Below are 17,238 nucleotides of genomic sequence, written 5' to 3'. Positions count from 1 at the left end.
GCCGCGCCGCCGCCCGCGCCGACACTTTGAAGCATCTAGACAAAAGGTGCTTCATGAACCAAGAAACAACGCAAGGGATCGCCTATCACGACACGGTGGTGCGCCAGTTCTCGCTGGCGGCGGTGCTCTGGGGTGTGGTGGGCATGGCGGTGGGCCTGTTCATCGCGGCCCAGCTGGCCTGGCCTGAACTGAACTTCGGCATCCCCTGGCTCAGCTATGGCCGGTTGCGGCCGCTGCACACCAATGCGGTGATTTTTGCCTTTGGCGGCTGCGCGCTCATAGGCAGCAGCTACTACGTGGTCCAGCGCACCAGCGGCGTGCCGCTGTTCGCACCGCGCCTGGCGGCTTTCACCTTCTGGGGCTGGCAGCTGGTCATCGTGGCCGCGGCCGTCAGCCTGCCGCTGGGCTACACCACCGGCAAGGAATATGCCGAGCTCGAATGGCCCATAGACATCCTGATCACCCTGGTCTGGGTGGCTTACGCGGTGGTGTTCTTCGGCACCCTGGGCGTGCGCAAGGTCAGGCATATCTATGTGGCCAACTGGTTTTACGGCGCCTTCATCCTGGCGGTGGCGGTGCTGCATGTGGTCAACAGCGCCGAGGTGCCGGCCGGCTGGATGAAGTCTTATTCGGCCTACGCCGGCGTGCAGGACGCCATGGTGCAGTGGTGGTACGGCCACAACGCCGTCGGCTTTTTCCTGACCGCGGGCTTCCTGGGCATGATGTATTACTTCATCCCCAAGCAGGCCGAGCGGCCGGTCTATAGCTACCGCCTGTCCATCGTCCACTTCTGGGCGCTGATCTTCACCTATATGTGGGCGGGCCCGCACCACCTGCACTACACGGCCTTGCCCGACTGGACGCAATCGGTGGGCATGGTGTTCTCGCTGATCCTGCTGGCGCCCAGCTGGGGCGGCATGATCAACGGCGTGATGACGCTGTCGGGCGCCTGGCACAAGCTGCGCGAAGACCCCATCCTGCGTTTCCTGATCGTCTCGCTGTCTTTTTACGGCATGAGCACCTTCGAGGGTCCGCTGATGTCCATCAAGACCGTCAACGCGCTGTCGCATTACACGGACTGGACCGTGGGCCATGTGCATTCGGGCGCGCTGGGCTGGGTGGGCCTGATCTCCATGGGCACGCTGTACTACATGATCCCGCGCCTCTTCGGGCAAAAGCGGATGTACTCGGTGCGCGCCATCGAGGTGCATTTCTGGGTGGCCACCGTGGGCATCGTGCTTTACATCGCGGCCATGTGGATTGCCGGCGTGATGCAGGGCCTGATGTGGCGCGCCCTGAACGCCGACGGCACCCTGACCTACACCTTTGTGGAGTCGGTGAAAGCCACCTATCCCTTCTACGTGGTGCGCTTCTTCGGCGGGGTGCTGTACCTGGGCGGCATGGGGGTCATGGCCTGGAACGTCTGCATGACGGTGGCCCGGGGACGCCCCATCCGGGTGCCGGTACCGGCGCTGGCCCACGCATAAACACAGAAAGCACATTCCATGAAAGACGACAACACAAGCACCGCCGGCTTCTCGCACGAGAAGATTGAGACCAACAACTTCCTGATGATCATCCTGATCCTGCTGGTGATTGCCGTGGGCGGCCTGGTCGAGATCGTGCCGCTGTTTTTCCAGAAGTCGACCACCGCACCCATAGAAGGCGTCAAGCCCTATGGCGCGCTGCAGCTGGCCGGCCGCGACATCTACCTGCGCGAGGGTTGCTACAACTGCCACTCGCAGATGATCCGGCCCTTCCGCGCCGAGACACTGCGCTACGGCCACTATTCGGTGGCCGGCGAGTTTGTCTACGACCATCCCTTCCAGTGGGGCAGCAAGCGCACCGGCCCCGACCTGCAGCGTGTGGGCGGCAAGTACACGGACGAGTGGCACCGCATACACCTGAACAACCCGCGCGATGTGGTGCCTGAATCGAATATGCCGGCCTACAGCTGGCTTGAGAAGGCCAGCGTCAACCCGGCCGACATGGCGCCGCGCATGAAGGCGCTGCGCACGGTGGGCGTGCCTTACAGCGACGCGGAAATCGCTGAAGCCGCCGCCGTGGTGAAGGACAAGACGGAAATGGACGCCCTGGTGGCCTATCTGCAAGTCATGGGCAAGGCCCTGAAATAAAGGAGGACGCCATGGACGTTAATACGCTGCGCATCATCGCCACCCTGCTGTGCTTTGCCACCTTCATCGGCCTGCTGGTGTGGGCCTATTCGGGCCGCAACCGCCAGCGCTTTGAAGAGGACGCAAAAATCCCCTTCCTGCAGGATTAGGACCCGCGCCATGCAAAGCCTCTTCACCGGCATTTTCCTCACTGAACAACACATCGGGTGTGACGTATGAGCGATTTCACAAACAACTTCTGGTCCTGGTATGTGGCCGCGCTGACCCTGGTCGGCATCATTGGCGCCCTGGTGCTGCTGTGGGCCACGGCCCGCAAGAAAATGCCCGAGCGCAGCGACAACACCACGGGCCATGTCTGGGACGAGGACCTGCGTGAGGCCAACAACCCCATGCCGCGCTGGTGGATGTGGCTGTTCGTCTTCACCGTGATCTATTCGCTGCTCTACCTGGTTGCCTACCCTGGCCTGGGCGCTTATCCGGGCGAGATGGGCTGGAGCACGCGCGGCGAATACGACAGCGCGATGGTCAAGGCGGACAAGGAGCTTGCGCCGCTGTATGCCCAGTTCAGCGCCAAAAGCCCCGAACAGCTCGCGGGCGACGCCAATGCGATGGCCGTGGGCGAGCGCCTCTTCATGAACAACTGCGCCCAGTGCCACGGCTCGGACGCACGCGGCAGCAAGGGTTTTCCCAACCTCGCCGACAGCGACTGGCTGCACGGCGGTTCGGCCGAAAAGATCAAGGAAACCCTGACCCAGGGCCGCAAGGGGCAGATGCCGCCCATGGCCGCGGCGGTAGGCTCGCCCGAGGACGTCAAGAACGTGGCGCAGTACGTGCTGAGCCTGTCGGGCGGCCCGCATGATTCGGTGCGCGCCCAGCTCGGCAAGTCCAAATTCACCGCCTGCGCGGCCTGCCACGGCGTGGACGGCAAGGGCAACACGACCATAGGCGCGCCCAACCTGACGGACGACATCTGGCTGCACGGCTGGGGCGAGCAGGCCATCGTCGACATCGTCAACAAGGGCAAGACCAACGAGATGCCCGCGCAGGCCGGCAAGCTCACGGAAGCGCAGATCCACGTGCTGACGGCCTACATCTGGGGGCTGTCCAACAAGGCCCCCGCGGCCAAGCTTTGAGGCGACAGTGACACAACCGGCTTTGCGCAAAATCATCCCCATCGTGCCGGTGAACGAGCCGGCAGGCGGATCCCTGTACGAGGCGCAAAAAAAGATCTACCCGCGCTCGGTCAGCGGACGTTTCGCGCGCTGGCGCTGGGTTTTTGTGGCCCTGACCCAGTTGGTGTTTTACGGCCTGCCGTGGCTGCAGTGGGGGCAGCGCCAGGCGGTGCTCTTCGACCTGGAGGCCAGGCGCTTTTACCTCTTCGGTTATGTGCTCTACCCGCAGGACTTCATCTACCTGACCGGCCTGCTGGTGGCCAGCGCCTTGTCGCTGTTCCTGTTCACGGCGGTGGCGGGCCGCCTGTGGTGCGGTTTTACCTGCCCGCAGACGGTGTACACCGAAATCTTCCTCTGGATAGAACGCAAGGTGGAGGGCGACCGCACGGCCAGGCTTCGCCTGGACGGTGCGCCGTTTTCGCTGGAAAAGCTGGTCAAGAAATGGTTCAAGCACATCCTCTGGATAGGCGTGGCCATGTGGACGGGCTTTACCTTTGTCGCCTACTTCGTGCCGGCGCGCGAGCTGATCCTGCAGTTCCTGCAGACCAAGATGGGCGGCTGGGAAATTTTCTGGGTGCTGTTCTACGGCTTTGCCACCTACGGCAACGCCGGCTTCCTGCGCGAGCAGGTGTGCAAATACATGTGCCCCTATGCGCGCTTTCAGAGCGCGATGTTCGACAAGGACACGCTGATCGTGAGCTACGACCCGGCGCGCGGCGAGCCGCGCGGTGCGCGCTCGCGCCATGCCGACATCGCGGCCTTGTCCCTGGGCGCCTGCGTCGATTGCACGCTGTGCGTGCAGGTCTGCCCGACCGGCATAGACATCCGCGAGGGCCTGCAGTACGAGTGCATAGGCTGCGCGGCCTGCGTGGACGTCTGCGACGGCGTGATGGACAAAATGGGCTATGCGCGCGGCCTGATCCGTTTCACCACCCAGAATGCGCTGGCGGGGAAGTGGACCGCGCGGCACATGCTGCGCCGCGTGCTGCGCCCACGTGTGCTGGTTTACACCGCGCTGCTGGGCGTGCTGTGCCTGGCGCTGCTGTGGAGCCTGGTGGCGCGCATGCCGCTCAAGGTGGACGTGGTGCGCGACCGCGCGGCGCTGTCCCGCATCGCGGCCGGCGGAAAGCTGGAAAACGTCTACCGCCTGCAGGTCATGAACGCCACGGAGCAGCCGCAGCGCTATCGCATCATGGCGTCCGGGCTTGAAGGCCTGGCGGTCGCCTCGGAGGCCGAGGTCAAGGTCGGCCCCACGGAATCACGCTGGGTGGCGGTGCGGCTGCAGATCCCCTACGGGTCGGCCGAGGCCGGCTCGCACCCCATCCTCTTCCGCGTCGCCGACGAGAGCGGCCACGCCCATGTCGAAGAAAAATCCGTGTTCCTTGTTCCGCGATGAAGCGCGATGAAAGGCCTTTCATGACTACTATTCCCACCCAAACCGCCCCCTGGTGGAAACATGGCCATGTCTGGCTGGTGGTGTCCGGGCCCGCGCTGGTGGTCGTGGCCGGCATCGTGACGGTTTTCCTGGCCGTCAAACACCCGGATGCCGTCATAGGCGGGCAGGAGCCGGCACGGGCCGCGCGCAGCGGCGGCCCGCCGCAGGCCAGGGCCCTGGCGCCGGCCCTGGAAGGGCGCAACCACGCGGCCACGCCCGACCAGGCCACACGCCGCTGATAGACCTGATCATCCCGACAACCCGCAAGCGCAGATAACAACAGGAGGCAATGTGTGATGTCAGCCAACAAGATACTGGGCATTGCCTGGCCGGCTTTCCTGGCGGCCTGCCTGCTGGAGCTGCTGCTGTTCGGGCTGTTTGACCCCAAAGAGATGCTCAGGGACGGGCAGCCGGCCGGGCTTTCGCGGCTGGCTTTCCAGACCGCCGTGTTTTTTGTTTTCTGGTTTGCCTGCGCGGCTTCCAGCGCGCTGAGCGTGCTGCTGACCGGGCCCGCGCCGGATACGGGGCAGGCGGCTTCACGCCGGACGCGGGCGGATACGGTGCATGCGGTGGATGAGGACTGAAGCCGGTGCGGGGCAGGGCGGTAAGATCGGGCTCCCACTCCCGAACCGTGCCATGTCCCAGTTCCCCCATGTAGGCGATGCGCTGCCCAAACGCCGGCGCTCCACGGCCATTGTGCTGGCCGTATTGGCAACCCTGACGCTGCTGGCCGCCGTCCACCTCGCGACGCGCCCGCAGTCACCGGGCCTGCCGCTTGCGCTGGCCCTGGCCGCCGCGACCTGCGGCATGGCCTGGCTGCTGGCCGTGCGCGACGCGGCGCGCGAGCGCATCGGCAAGCAGGCGCTTGAAGGCGCCGACGCCAGGCTGGCGGGCCTGCTGGACTCGGCCATGGACGCCATCATCACCGTGGACAGCGAGCAAAACGTGATCCTCTACAACAAGGCCGCCGAAAGAATCTTCGGCTGGCCCACGCGCGAGATGCTGGGCCAGCCGCTCACGCGCCTGATCCCGCAGCGCCACCAGGCTGCGCACGGCGGGCAGGTCCGGCGTTTCGGCCAGACCGGCACGACATCGCGGCGCATGGGGGACGGCACGGTGCTCTATGGCCTCCGGGCCAGCGGCGAGGAGTTCCCGCTGGAGGCTTCGATCTCGCAGCTGGACACCGCGCAGGGCAAGCTTTACACCGTGATCCTGCGCGACGTGACCGAGCGCGTGCGCGCCGCCGAGGAACTGAGCGCCTTTGCCTCGGCGGCCCATGCCATCCGTGAAAGCGAAAAAACCCGCATCGCGCGCGAACTGCATGACGAGCTCGCGCAGTCGCTGACGGCGATCAAAATGGACGCCACCTGGGTCCGGGAAGCCTTGCCCCGCGATGCGGATGCCGTGCGGGCCAAGCTCGACGACATGCTGGGCCTGCTGGACACCACCGTCGCCGCCACGCGCCGCATCTCCTCGGACCTGCGGCCGCTGCTGCTGGACGACCTGGGCCTGGTGCCGGCCATCGAGTGGCTGACCCACAACTTCAGCCAGCGCCACGGCGTGCCCTGCAGGCTGTCGCTGGATGAGGACGTGGAGCTCGGCGAGCCCTATGCCACGGCGGTGTTCCGCATCGTGCAGGAGTCGCTGGTGAACGTGGCCAAGCATGCGGGCGCGTCGCGGGTCGATGTGCGCGTCGAGAGGACCGGCGCGGCCGTGATCCTTGAAGTGGCCGATGACGGCGCAGGCTTCGCGCTGGACGCACCGCGCAAGGCCAGTTCGCTGGGCCTCATGGGCCTGCGCGAACGGGCGCGGCTGCTGCAGGGGACGGTGGAGATTGACACGGCGCCGGGCCGCGGCACCCGCATACGGGTCGCCATCCCGGTACCCGAAACGGCCGAGGCCGCGGAAACAGGAGACATCACGTGATCAGGATTGTGATTGCCGACGACCACGCCATCGTGCGCGAGGGGCTCAAGCGCATCGTGTCGTCCATCGCCGACATGGAGGTCGCGGGCGAGGCCGGCAACGGCACGGAAGTCATGCAGCGTGTGCGCGAGCTGGCCTTCGACGTGCTGGTGCTGGACCTGTCCATGCCCGGGCGCAGCGGCATGGAGCTGATCAAGCTGGCCCGCGCCGAAAAACCGCAGCTGCGCATCCTGGTACTGAGCATGCACCAGGAGCTGCAGTACGCGGTGCGCGCCATCAAGAACGGCGCCAGCGGCTACCTGACCAAGGAAAGCGCGCCGGCCCAGCTGGAGCAGGCGCTGCGCAAGGTCGCCTCAGGCGGCGCCTTCATCAGCGCCGAAGTGGCCGAGCAGCTCGCGCTGGGCGCCATGCCCGGCAGCGAGGCGGTGCCGCACGAAAGTCTGTCCAACCGCGAGTTCGAGGTGCTGCAGTTGCTGGTGGCCGGCGTTTCGCTGACCGACATCGGGACCAAGCTGAACCTCTCGGTCAAGACCGTCAGCACCCACAAGACCAACCTCATGCAAAAAATGGGGCTGCAAAACCAGAACGATCTGATCCGCTACGCCATCAAGCACGGCCTGGCCGAGCCCTGAGGAGGTTTGGCAGGATTTCACCCCATCAGTTTGCGGTGATCTTTCGCTCGCGCACGATGGCGCCCCACTTGGCATCTTCCTTTCGCATGAAGTCGCTGAACTGGGCGCGGGTAGTCGGCTGCGGCGTCAGGCCGTGCTTGTTAAGGGCCTCTTTCACGCCGGGGTCGGCCAACACCTTGACGATGGCCTGGTTCCAGCGCTCAAGGATGGCCACGGACGTCTTGCCGGGTGCCAGGAAGGCGTACCAGTTAAGAGCCTCGAACCCGGGGTAGCCCGATTCAGCCACCGTCGGGATGTTGGGCATGTAGGCAGGGCGGGTGAGGCCGGTGGTAGCCAGCGGAACCAGCTTGCCGGCTTCGACGTGCGGCATCGCGGTGGGCGGTGCCGAAAAATAGGAGGCGACGCGTTCCCCCAGTAGATCCTGCAGGGCCGGAGCGCCGCCTTTGTACGGGACGTGCACCATGTCAATGCCGGCGCGCTGGTTAAACAGCTCCCCGGCCAGGTGTGAAGCCGAGCCGGCGCCGGTAGAGGCGAAGTCGATGCTGCCGGGCTTCTTTTTGGCCAGCGCAACGAATTCGGACAGGGTCTTCACGCCCAGGCCCTTGTGCACCACCAGCATATTAGGGAAGCTCACCCCGCCAGAGATCGCGGCCAGGTCCTTGAAGGGGTCGTAGCTGACCTTCATGACATGAGGTGCAATGGTCAGCGGTCCGATGGAGCCGAACAACAGCATCGAGCCGTCGGTTGGCCCGTTCGCCACATACTGGTGAGCGATGTTTCCGCCAGCACCGGCCTTGTTGTCCACGATCACTGTTTGGCCGATGTCCTCGCCAAGTTTCCTTGCGATCAGGCGCGCCGCGGCATCGGCTGCCCCGCCAGGGGCAAAGCCCACCACAAGCGTGATGGATTTCTTGGGAGGGAAGTCTTGAGCCGGTACATGGCCGGTTGCGCAAAGCGCAGCCACCGCCATCGTGGTGGTGCGCAGAAATTTTCGTTTGTTCATGGGGGTCTCCTTGGGGTGCTTGTGTCTTGCGGTTCTCAATCGGCGCCAAGGCCAATCGGATTGGGAAGGCGTTTCTCGACGGCATGGCGCAGCAGCGCGGCGCCGCGGAAGATGCCGTGGCCGAACTTGCCGTAGGGCAGGGTGGCGAACAGGGCCATGACGGCGCCCAGGTGCAGGCACAGCAGCAGGGCCAGGGCGGGTGTGCCACGCCCTAGCCACAGGACCAGGCCGCTGGCACTGGTGAGGAACAGGAGGGCGATGAAGCCCAGGTCCATTGGTTTTTGCGCCAGGTCGCCATGCATGGGATGGCGCTTGCGGTTCAAGTGCCACAGGCCGGCGGTGCCGAGCACCAGGCTGATGCCACCGGCGACGCCGAGCAGCTTGGGCAGGCTGGGCAGGGCGTAGGGTGCCACCCAGCCGAAGGCGTAGTGGTAGAGCGTGGCGACGCTGGTGGCGGCGAAGCACAGCATGAAGCCGTAGAAGGTGAGGTGATGAAAGCGCCGGCGCGACAGTGTGTAGGCATCGTCTTCGTTGTGGCAGCCGTCGCCGTGGCCGCCATCGAGGTATTTGAGGCGCAGCACCGCATCGGCGGCTTCGGCGGCGGCGGGCGCGTTCAGCGGCGCGCCGCTGGTGGCGGGCGTGATGTCGCGCCAGAAGCGCCGCACGCCCATGGCCAGCGCCAATGTGGCAAACAGGAACACGGGGGCGAACAGGCTCACCAGCAGGTTGTGGGGAAACACACTGTAGAAGGTGTCGCCTGGCGCGGTGCCCCACAGGCTGCCCTTCATCGCCACGGCCATTGCCAGGAACAGCACCAGCGCTGCGGCCAGGGCCAGTGACAGCGTGAGCCCGTTGCGCTGGTAGAGCACGCCGAGGGCGGGCGGCCAGGCGTAGTCCACATAGGTTTGGCCGCGTACCTGCGCCATGGCCTGAGGCACGTTCACGGCAAACTCATGCGGCGGCGCGTATTGGCAGGCGTGCAGGCAGGCGCCGCAGTTGTGGCAGAGGTTCGCCAAAAAGTGGATGTCGGCCTTGCCGAATTCGAGCCGTCGGGTCATGGCCGGGAACACGGCGCAGAAGCCCTCGCAATAGCGGCAGGCATTGCAGATCTGCATCTGCCGGCCGACCTCGGTCTCGGCGGTGGAAAGAATGGGAATGACGCGGCGCGGACCGTCCGCGAGCGAAACGGCCTCGCGTGCCAGGGCTTCAAGCGTTTGCATGGTGGGACTCTTTCTGCTTCAGGGCGGCGGCTGCGGCCTGGGTGCCCGCGATGCGGCCGAAGGCGGTGCCGATGCTCATGCCGACACCGGCGGTGTAGCCTTTGCCGAGCACGTTGCCGGCCATCATTTCGCCAGCCACGAAGAGGTTGGGACTGGGCCGTCCGCCGAAGCGCACGGCGGCGGTGTCGTCCACCTTCAGGCCCAGGTAGGTGAAGGTGATGCCGGGGCGCAGCGGGTAGGCGTAGAAGGGCGCGGTGTCAATGGGCCGGGCCCAGTGGGTCTTGGCGGGCGCCAGGCCTTCGGTGCGGCAGTCGTCCAGCGCGGTGTGGTCGAAGCGGCCGACGCGGCAGGCGGCGTTGTAGTCGGCAATGGTGCGCAGGAAGCTGGGCTCGTCCAGGCCGAGCTGCTGTGCCAGCCCTTGCAGCGTGTCGGCGGTGGTGCCGGGAAACACCGGCGGCATGAAGCGGCCCACGGCCTTCTGGTCGATGATGGAATAGGCCACCTGGGCGGGCTGCTGGGCTACCAGCCGGCCCCAGATGGCGTAACGCTTGGGCCAGAAGTCCTCGCCCTCGTCGTAGAAACGCCGGGCCTCGCGGTTGACCACCACGCCCAGCGACACACAGTCGATGCGGGTGCAGATACCGCCATCAAAGAGCGGGGCGCGGGCGTCGATAGCCACCATGTGGCCCTGCGAGGGGTCGCCGATGGCGTCGGCACCGGCCTTGATCATCTGCTTGAGCAGCACGCCCTGGTTGAAGCGGGTGCCGCGGATCAGGAAGTTGTCGGCCAGCCATTCGCCGCGCTCGTTCTGGCCCCAGGCCTCGCGCAGCCAGGCGCGGTTGGACTCGAAGCCGCCGGCGGCGAGCACGCAGCTTCTGGCGGTGATGCGTTCGCCGGCTTCGGTGTGTACCGCGGTGAAGCGCTCGCCGTCGAGCTCCACCGAAGCCACCGGCGTCTCGTAGCGGATTTGCACGCCCAGTCGTTCGGCGCTGCGGTAATAGGCGTTCACCAGCGCCTTGCCCCCGCCCATGAAGAATGCGTTGGTGCGCGCTACATGCAGTGCCCCCGAGAGCGGCGGCTGGAAGTGCACCCCGTGGCGGCGCATCCAGTCGCGGCAGTTCGACGAGGCGCGGATGACGAGCCGGGCCAGGTGTTCGTCGGTCAGGCCGCCGGTCACTTTCAGCAGGTCTTGCCAGTATTCTTCCTCAGGGTAGGCTTCTACCAGCACGTCCTGCGGCGCGTCGTGCATGCAGCGCAGGTTGCGCGTGTGCTGCGAATTGCCGCCGCGCCAGGCCTTGGGCGCGGCTTCGAGAAGCAGCACGCTGGCGCCGGCCTCACGCGCCATCAGCGCGGCGCAGAGTGCGGCATTGCCGCCACCTATGACCAGTACATCGACCTGCTCATCGCTCACTTCTTGTCTCCTTGTGGGTCAGGAGACTTTAGGCCGGCGGCCCTTCCTGCGAAAGGCCGGATCGGGCAACAGGTGTTCAGTTTTCGAGAAGGCTTGCGCCGGCCCAGCGGCCTTCGCGCACCAAGGTGCGCGCCGTGTCGGCCATTACCACCCGCGTGGCCAGCGCGGCTGGCGATAGTTCGTCGTCCGACAGGCTAACCAGCAGGTTGCGCCGGCTCACATGCGCGTCGGTGATCTGGCTGCTGAGCACGTCCTTCGTTGACTGCCGCGCAACGGCGGCGCCCGGTTGGATGGTGGCACCCAGGCCGGCGCGGACCGCATCCATCAGCAGCGCCAGGCCGTCGATCTCGGCCACCACGTCGGGCTCGATGCGCGCGCGGGCAAAGGCGGCGGTGAGGGTGGCGCGCAGGCCGTGGCCGGCGCTGGGCATGATCAGCGGCACGTCGGCAAGCTGGGCCAGCCGCACCTTGAGGCCGGAAGGGCGCTGAACCAAACCGGCGGCGGCCAGGACGAACAGCTTTTCGTCGAGCAGGGGCTCGATGCTCCAGCGGCGCGGCGTGGTGGGCTCGAACAGCACGGCCAGATCGAGTTGGCGCGCCTGCAGCATGCTGGCCAGGTGGCCCGACAGCGACTCCACCAGGTGCAGCCGTACATCGGGGTAACGCGCACGCATGGCCTGCATCAGCGGCAGGCCGAGCACCGAGGCCGTGGTCGGCGCCAGGCCCACGCTCACATGGCCCGAAAGGCGCGCCTGCTGGGCCGCGCGCACCGCCTCTTCCGCGTGGCGCAGCGTAAGCTGGGCCTGCTGCAAGAACGCCACGCCCGCGTCGGTGGGACTCACGCCGGTACTGCCACGCTGAAGCAATCGGGTGCTGAGCTCGCTCTCCAAACGGCTTATCTGCTGACTCAGCGCAGATGTCACCACGCCGAGTTCGATGGCGGCTCGGCCCATGCTGCGCAGTTCGCAGACTTTCACGAAATAGCGGAGTTGGCGGAGTTCCATAAGGGTCCAGGAGTGAATGACGCTATCGTATTCCCGTTCATCTGCAGGTGAACGCCTGCCGATGCTCCTAAGGGCCTGCGATCAAATAACGGCGTGTTGACCGGGATCAACACAGCCCGGGGTGCAACTACCTACAGTCGGGGTATTGAAACTCTGAGCCTGGGGGTGTTCCATGAGTGATGAACTCAAACAGCTGCTGGTCCATGCCGATGCCTCGCCGCAATTCGCGCAGCGCCTTGAATTTGCCGGCCGGCTTGCGGCCCGGCACGGCGCCGGCATCACGGCGCTGTATGCCTCGCCTTCGGCTTCGGAGGCGCTTCCGGTGGCCGCCGGCATTCCCGGCCTGGCCGTGCAGCGCGACAACACACAGGACACCGAACTGGCGCGGGCGCGCTCGGTGTTCGAGCAGCTCAAGTCCGCGGGATTGCGGGCAAGCTGGGCGGAAGTCCATGAGTTTCCGCTGGCCCCGGCTTTTGCGCAGCAGGCGCTGTATGCCGACCTGCTGGTGCTGGGCCAGCACGGACCGGGCGAAGGCTGGTCCACCTTGATGCCCGCGGATTTCCCCGAAACCGTGATCGCGCTCAGCGGACGGCCGGCGCTGGTGCTGCCCTATACCTCGGCCAGGCCCGGCTTGCCCGGCAAGGTGGTGATCGCCTGGAAACCCACCCGCGGGTCGGCGCGCGCCGTGGCGGCGGCGCTGCCCTTGCTGCGCAAGGCCGGCTCGGTGCATGTGCTGAGCTGGGGTGCCGACGCTGCGGCAGCCGCCGGTGAAGGCTCGAATATCCTTTCCTACCTGCAGGCCCACGGCGTGCAGGCGCAATGGCAGCACGAAGCGGTTGAGCCCGACAAACTGGGCGAGTTGCTGCTGTCGCGTGCCTTCGACCTGCAGGCGGACCTGCTGGTGATGGGCTGTTACGGCCATACCCGCGCCCATGAATGGGTGCTGGGCGGCGCGTCCCGCACCGTGCTCAAGAGCATGACGCTGCCAGTGCTGATGGCCCACTAGGAAAATTCCGAGCCGGGCTAGGAGGGCCGGCGCCGGCAAACCAGCTTTATCCGAGCCGGGCTTTCAGCAAAGCCCGATGTCCTGAATGCACCGCCTGCGCGACAGTAGGAGCATGCAAGACAGCACTTCCCCCACCCAGGTTTTCCTGGCTGACGACTCCGCGCTGAGCCGGCGCCGCGTGGCCGAGATGCTCACGGCCCAGGGCATGGTGGTCGCGGGCCAGGCTGATACGCCCGAGTCGGCGATATCCGGCATCCTGGCCGTGCGGCCCGACGCGGTGGTGCTCGATGTGCAATTCGAAAAAGGCACCGGCCTGCAGGTGCTGCGGGCCGTGCTCAAGGCCGCGCCGGGCATCCCCTTCATCATCCTGAGCAACCATGCCGAGCCGGCTTACCGCGCGCGCTACCTCGCCGAGGGCGCCGCCTGCTTTCTCGACAAACACACCGAGTTCTACCAGCTCGCCGGCCAGGTGAAAGCCCTGGCCGGGCTTGCTGCTCAACCCGTTTCTTCCCTTTAACCCAAGGAGTCATCATGTCCTTAGCCTGTTCATCCGCCAGTGACGCTTCAACGACCGCCATCCCGCCACTGAAGACCCACTGCTCGAATTGCAACCTGCGCGACCTGTGCCTGCCCTGCGGCATGAAACCCTCCGACGTGGGCGGGCTGGACGAGCTCCACTTCACCCGCACCAAGGTCAAGGCGGGGCAGGCGCTCTACCATGAGGGGCAACCCTTCCGCAACATTTACGCGGTGCGCATGGGCACCTTCAAATCCAGCCTGACGATGGCCGACGGCCGCGAACAAGTCAGCGGCTTCCAGATGGCCGGTGAACTGATGGGCCTGGACGGCATCGCCAACGGCGCCTATGCCAGCAACTCCACCGCGCTTGAAGACACCGAGGTCTGCACCATTCCCTACGACCAGATCAGCAGCCTGGCCGCGGCCAGCGCCAGCATGCAGCAGGCCGTGAGCCGCCTCATGAGCCGCGAAATCGTCAGGGAACACAGCTTGATGATGCTGCTGGGCAGCATGAATGCCGAGGAGCGGCTGGCCGCCTTTTTGCTCAACCTGTCGCAGCGGCTCAAGCTGCGCGGCTACTCGGCCAGTGAATTCCATTTGCGCATGTCGCGCGCCGAAATCGGCAGCTACCTGGGCATGAAGCTGGAGACCGTGAGCCGCACCTTCTCGGCCTTCCAGCAGCAGGGCATCCTCGAAGTCGACAAGCGCCACATCCGCATCCTCGATGCCGAGGCGCTCAAGCGCATCTTCGAGACGCGCGTTCATTAAGAACTCGTTCACGGCCCAAACGGGGCGCCGCAAGAGATGTCGACGACCTCAGTGAATTCGTGAAGGCCACTAATCTTTTCTGGCAGGAATTGGTGGCGACCTTGGCATCAATCGACTGAAAAAGAACGGTTACCAGAGGTGCACCTCACTATTTAGGATCTACTGTCCTCATCTGCAGTAGAGAGCCAACAGGTGACGCTTTTGCCTCAGCGAACGCCGATCCATCGTCCATATTCAAACTGAGGGCTACATAATTGAGGAGAGAAATGGCGCGTAGGCTATTTTCTTTGGTGTCGTGATCAAGAGACTCTCCGTGCATCACAGCATGACGATTCAGCAGATCAAGTCCAACAGCGGCTCGTTTCGACATCTGTACCCGAATAGGTAATTTCTCGGCGAGCGCCATGTGGACGATGCGTTCTATCGGATTCTCCCCGAAGGTTGCCGCATACTCAGCTGCTTCCGGTAGGCGCGTATATTTGTCGACTAGGAAAAAATGTCCTCCGCGGAGCTCTTTGCAAACACCATCGGCTTGAGACAAGAACGCCAGAATAGACAAATCGTATTCACCTCGGCGGTGTGCCGCAAACCCGGACTTGAACTTTGAAGCACGATGCGGCAAAGCGGAAGATAGCTCGTCTTCGATCTCATCCAGGCGAGACTCGAAGTGTTCAGCCATCAACTGATCAGCTTCAACTACATTCCCCAAAACAATCATGTTGTGGATCACCCACCATTGAGAAAGCGGCATGTTGGGATCAAAAAACCACCCGCGGTGCATTAACGTAAAAACGGCCTCCTGCAGGGCCGCAGGTAGTTTTGATATTGCCTCGGCCACAAAACGCAGCGCAGTTCCAAAAGCTTTTAGCGCGGGCATGAGCGGCGCAAGAAATTCACCTACCTTACGTGCAAAGCTCTCGAGAACTCGTTTAACCTCTGGGTCCTCTAATGCCTTAGAAATCTCCGCCGCCCAAAAGTCAGCTGTTGCGTGTCTAGATTGTGTTTTCTCCGCACCAATCGCCGACGAGTGATGCTCGTTTTCGGAGGAAGCCACCGGAAGTGGCTGCTGGATGAATTGAGTCATATTAACGCCGTGCGAGCCTCTTCAATCAGTCGTTTGGCTGCTGCGCCTGCTTCGTCTTCGCTTTTCGAGCGCATGCGCTGATAGAAGCAGTCGGTAATCAAAGTGGTGTTCCCACGATGCTGAAAAATCGCATCCTGTAGACGGCGCGACCCCTGCGAAAGCTCGTCGGGCATTGCGCCATCGAGTGCGCGAGCCCAAAGCCGGTCGAACTCACTGCGCAGCTTCTCGAGCTGCGATGTTGCCTCGACGTTTTTGCGAAGGTCACGAGCGACCCAATTCAGTACAGGCAGTAGTGAACTGATCAAGGATACCGTGGCCTCCAAACTCATTCCCAGTGTCAGACATGCAATCAATAGCCCGCCCATGAGCGGCAGTACCGCCTGCAGCACTCGTGCCGCATAACTTGTTCGTAGCCTTGCGTCATAGTTGATGTTTGTTCGCTGACATATCAGTCGGCCGATTGCCAGCGGTACCTGACCAACCTGCGGCTCATACCAGTTATGCAGCTGCCGTTCTCGGTCGGCGTGAAGGAGCTCGGCCGAATACCTGCGCACATCTTCTGGCGCCACCGGACGATCCGCAATGAACTGGTTTCTCGACAAATTCAGCACCTTGATGTCAAATTCTTCGCCCAACTGGGCTCCCAGCTTGCAAAGTCTCTTGATATGCGACTCCAGGTAAATCACGTCAGTTAGCAGCGCAAAGATACCGAGCAAACCAAAAATCGGCTTATGGTCAGCAGAGACGACAGAACCCAAGACACCAATTACTATCATCACCAGCACGAAAACACCTTGCAATATCTTGGCGTACCCATAGACGCGATCGCGGGCCCGCAATAGATCAATGGCCTCGGGACGGACTTGGTCAATGGCGATGTTGTTTGTTTGAGGCGAAGAGGCTTGGACAGGTGTCATATATGAGTCAATACGCCTCGTTGAAAACCAAACTCCACTGGCGATTCGCTTCGGGGAAGTCACGCCGCTGCTCAGCCGCAATCGCGGCATGTGCGTGTTGATGAGCGTAAACAGCCGCCCTATTTAACGTGTCGTGTTGCGCCTGGCTGTCGTTAGCGGAGATTCGTCCGGCGATGCCGCAGGGATCCAGCACCGGTCGACACTCGGTGGCCACCAACAGCTCGAAGAAGTCCTTTAGACAAGTCCCATACGTCTTACCGACGCCTACGCCGACATCGCCGCTACACAGCAGCATATCGATATAGAAACTTCGAATCGGGAGAGGGTTTTCACGCGCATGCTTCCACCACTTGAGAAGTTGTGAAACCTTTCGTAGCTTATTACCGCTACGCGTCTGCTGAACTTGGAACTGACGATCATGCGTAGCAGGACTCGTGCGTAACCAGCCGCCATCGCCATCAGGGATCAGGTAGACCGGCCGACCTCCTACAAACTCATGAAATTTCGCTGGTACCACATCTAGACTCTGGCCAGAGCTACCGAAGCCGAGTGATGCCGCAAGAATGTCGCGCTTGACGGTGGACGAAGGATAGCGCTCTCGCAGATCGTCGATAACCCGATTCAGCACCGTGTCCGAAGAAACCATGCGGTCACCGTGGTAGAACTCCTCTTTGCGCAACACAACCATGAAGTCTAGATCGCTGAAGCGGTGCACAGCTGTTTCGCGTGCATGGCTTCCTATTGCAAGTGCATTCGCAACGGCGAATGACTTGGTCAGACGCGTGCGTACGGACATCCGATGAGATCGTGCTGCGCGAAGACCAGCGTCCTGCGGCTGGATGCGAGACGCCAACGCGATCAAGTTCAGTTGGGGCGGGGCCTGGGATCTCATCGTGTGCTCGGGTGAAGGTCGTACGTAGGCGTATTTAACGTTTGCGGTTCGATTGCGACACCACTGAACCAGCTAAAGTTTGAGTCACTTTGGCCGATCGCGGATTGTCTAAGGC

General features: G+C 63.8%; 19 protein-coding genes. 12 read left to right on the top strand and 7 right to left on the bottom strand.

Annotated elements, in window-relative coordinates; all coding sequences use genetic code 11:
- Positions 1 to 53 precede the first annotated feature (53 nt).
- The 9 genes from ccoN to BLQ85_RS01865 all read left to right on the top strand — a co-directional run bounded on the left by ccoN (position 54) and on the right by BLQ85_RS01865 (position 7,300).
- Positions 54 to 1,487 (top strand): cytochrome-c oxidase, cbb3-type subunit I, encoded by a 1,434-nt coding sequence (gene ccoN / locus BLQ85_RS01905; RefSeq protein WP_074574358.1) that lies wholly within the window; start codon positions 54 to 56, stop codon positions 1,485 to 1,487.
- An 18-nt stretch (positions 1,488 to 1,505) separates the two neighbouring features.
- Positions 1,506 to 2,135, top strand: a complete 630-nt coding sequence (ccoO, locus tag BLQ85_RS01900; RefSeq protein ID WP_074574357.1) for a cytochrome-c oxidase, cbb3-type subunit II — start codon at positions 1,506 to 1,508, stop codon at positions 2,133 to 2,135.
- A gap of 11 nt (positions 2,136 to 2,146) precedes the next feature.
- Positions 2,147 to 2,284 (top strand): CcoQ/FixQ family Cbb3-type cytochrome c oxidase assembly chaperone, encoded by a 138-nt coding sequence (locus BLQ85_RS01895; RefSeq protein WP_074574356.1) that lies wholly within the window; start codon positions 2,147 to 2,149, stop codon positions 2,282 to 2,284.
- A 66-nt stretch (positions 2,285 to 2,350) separates the two neighbouring features.
- Positions 2,351 to 3,268 carry a cytochrome-c oxidase, cbb3-type subunit III gene (gene ccoP, locus BLQ85_RS01890; protein WP_074574355.1) on the top strand — a complete coding sequence of 306 codons (918 nt, stop codon included), beginning with the start codon at positions 2,351 to 2,353 and terminating at the stop codon, positions 3,266 to 3,268.
- A gap of 7 nt (positions 3,269 to 3,275) precedes the next feature.
- The gene (gene ccoG / locus BLQ85_RS01885) at positions 3,276 to 4,703 is read left to right on the top strand and encodes a cytochrome c oxidase accessory protein CcoG (RefSeq protein WP_074574354.1); all 1,428 of its coding nucleotides are present in this window, start codon (positions 3,276 to 3,278) and stop codon (positions 4,701 to 4,703) included.
- A 20-nt stretch (positions 4,704 to 4,723) separates the two neighbouring features.
- Complete coding sequence (locus BLQ85_RS01880; protein ID WP_074575105.1) at positions 4,724 to 4,981, top strand: nitrogen fixation protein FixH; 258 nt, start codon at positions 4,724 to 4,726, stop codon at positions 4,979 to 4,981.
- Positions 4,982 to 5,038: 57 nt separating this feature from the next.
- Complete coding sequence (locus BLQ85_RS01875; protein WP_074574353.1) at positions 5,039 to 5,326, top strand: hypothetical protein; 288 nt, start codon at positions 5,039 to 5,041, stop codon at positions 5,324 to 5,326.
- Between the two features lie 52 nt (positions 5,327 to 5,378).
- On the top strand, positions 5,379 to 6,668 hold the full coding sequence (locus BLQ85_RS01870; protein WP_074574352.1) for a PAS domain-containing sensor histidine kinase: 1,290 nt from the start codon (positions 5,379 to 5,381) through the stop codon (positions 6,666 to 6,668).
- Positions 6,665 to 7,300 carry a response regulator gene (locus BLQ85_RS01865; RefSeq protein ID WP_074574351.1) on the top strand — a complete coding sequence of 212 codons (636 nt, stop codon included), beginning with the start codon at positions 6,665 to 6,667 and terminating at the stop codon, positions 7,298 to 7,300. Before BLQ85_RS01870 ends, BLQ85_RS01865 begins: the two co-directional genes overlap by 4 nt.
- 25 nt (positions 7,301 to 7,325) lie before the next feature.
- Here BLQ85_RS01865 and BLQ85_RS01860 read toward each other — a convergent pair whose 3' ends face one another.
- The 4 genes from BLQ85_RS01860 to BLQ85_RS01845 form a co-directional block, all read right to left on the bottom strand.
- Positions 7,326 to 8,270 carry a Bug family tripartite tricarboxylate transporter substrate binding protein gene (locus BLQ85_RS01860; protein WP_254779698.1) on the bottom strand — a complete coding sequence of 315 codons (945 nt, stop codon included), beginning with the start codon at positions 8,268 to 8,270 and terminating at the stop codon, positions 7,326 to 7,328.
- Positions 8,271 to 8,338: 68 nt separating this feature from the next.
- Positions 8,339 to 9,523, bottom strand: a complete 1,185-nt coding sequence (gene tcuB, locus BLQ85_RS01855; RefSeq protein WP_074574349.1) for a tricarballylate utilization 4Fe-4S protein TcuB — start codon at positions 9,521 to 9,523, stop codon at positions 8,339 to 8,341.
- Positions 9,510 to 10,934 carry an FAD-dependent tricarballylate dehydrogenase TcuA gene (gene tcuA, locus BLQ85_RS01850; RefSeq protein WP_074574348.1) on the bottom strand — a complete coding sequence of 475 codons (1,425 nt, stop codon included), beginning with the start codon at positions 10,932 to 10,934 and terminating at the stop codon, positions 9,510 to 9,512. The genes tcuB and tcuA overlap by 14 nt, the downstream gene beginning before the upstream one ends.
- A gap of 76 nt (positions 10,935 to 11,010) precedes the next feature.
- Positions 11,011 to 11,937 (bottom strand): LysR family transcriptional regulator, encoded by a 927-nt coding sequence (locus BLQ85_RS01845; protein ID WP_074574347.1) that lies wholly within the window; start codon positions 11,935 to 11,937, stop codon positions 11,011 to 11,013.
- Between the two features lie 172 nt (positions 11,938 to 12,109).
- Between BLQ85_RS01845 and BLQ85_RS01840 the strand changes: the two genes are divergently transcribed.
- The 3 genes from BLQ85_RS01840 (at position 12,110) to BLQ85_RS01830 (ending at position 14,230) form a co-directional block, all read left to right on the top strand.
- A complete protein-coding gene (locus BLQ85_RS01840) occupies positions 12,110 to 12,943 on the top strand; it encodes a universal stress protein (RefSeq protein WP_074574346.1) in 834 nt (277 codons plus the stop codon).
- 112 nt (positions 12,944 to 13,055) lie between these two features.
- A complete protein-coding gene (locus BLQ85_RS01835; RefSeq protein WP_254779640.1) occupies positions 13,056 to 13,460 on the top strand; it encodes a response regulator in 405 nt (134 codons plus the stop codon).
- A 14-nt stretch (positions 13,461 to 13,474) separates the two neighbouring features.
- On the top strand, positions 13,475 to 14,230 hold the full coding sequence (locus BLQ85_RS01830) for a helix-turn-helix domain-containing protein (protein ID WP_074574344.1): 756 nt from the start codon (positions 13,475 to 13,477) through the stop codon (positions 14,228 to 14,230).
- Positions 14,231 to 14,378: 148 nt separating this feature from the next.
- On the opposite strand, the gene BLQ85_RS01825 is transcribed toward BLQ85_RS01830, so the two are convergent.
- From BLQ85_RS01825 to BLQ85_RS01815, 3 genes are read right to left on the bottom strand one after another with little or no spacing between them, the layout of a single operon-like run.
- Positions 14,379 to 15,314, bottom strand: coding sequence for a hypothetical protein (locus BLQ85_RS01825; RefSeq protein WP_139200856.1), 936 nt, complete (start codon positions 15,312 to 15,314; stop codon positions 14,379 to 14,381).
- Positions 15,311 to 16,231, bottom strand: coding sequence for an S-4TM family putative pore-forming effector (locus BLQ85_RS01820; RefSeq protein WP_074574342.1), 921 nt, complete (start codon positions 16,229 to 16,231; stop codon positions 15,311 to 15,313). The genes BLQ85_RS01825 and BLQ85_RS01820 overlap by 4 nt, the downstream gene beginning before the upstream one ends.
- Positions 16,232 to 16,238: 7 nt before the next feature.
- Positions 16,239 to 17,123 (bottom strand): nucleotidyltransferase domain-containing protein, encoded by an 885-nt coding sequence (locus BLQ85_RS01815; RefSeq protein ID WP_175456031.1) that lies wholly within the window; start codon positions 17,121 to 17,123, stop codon positions 16,239 to 16,241.
- Positions 17,124 to 17,238 lie beyond the last annotated feature (115 nt).

Origin of the sequence: Polaromonas sp. JS666, assembly GCF_900103405.1 — a bacterium.
Classification (GTDB): Bacteria; Pseudomonadota; Gammaproteobacteria; order Burkholderiales; family Burkholderiaceae_C; genus Polaromonas.
This window is presented reverse-complemented; position numbering and strand designations above follow the sequence as displayed.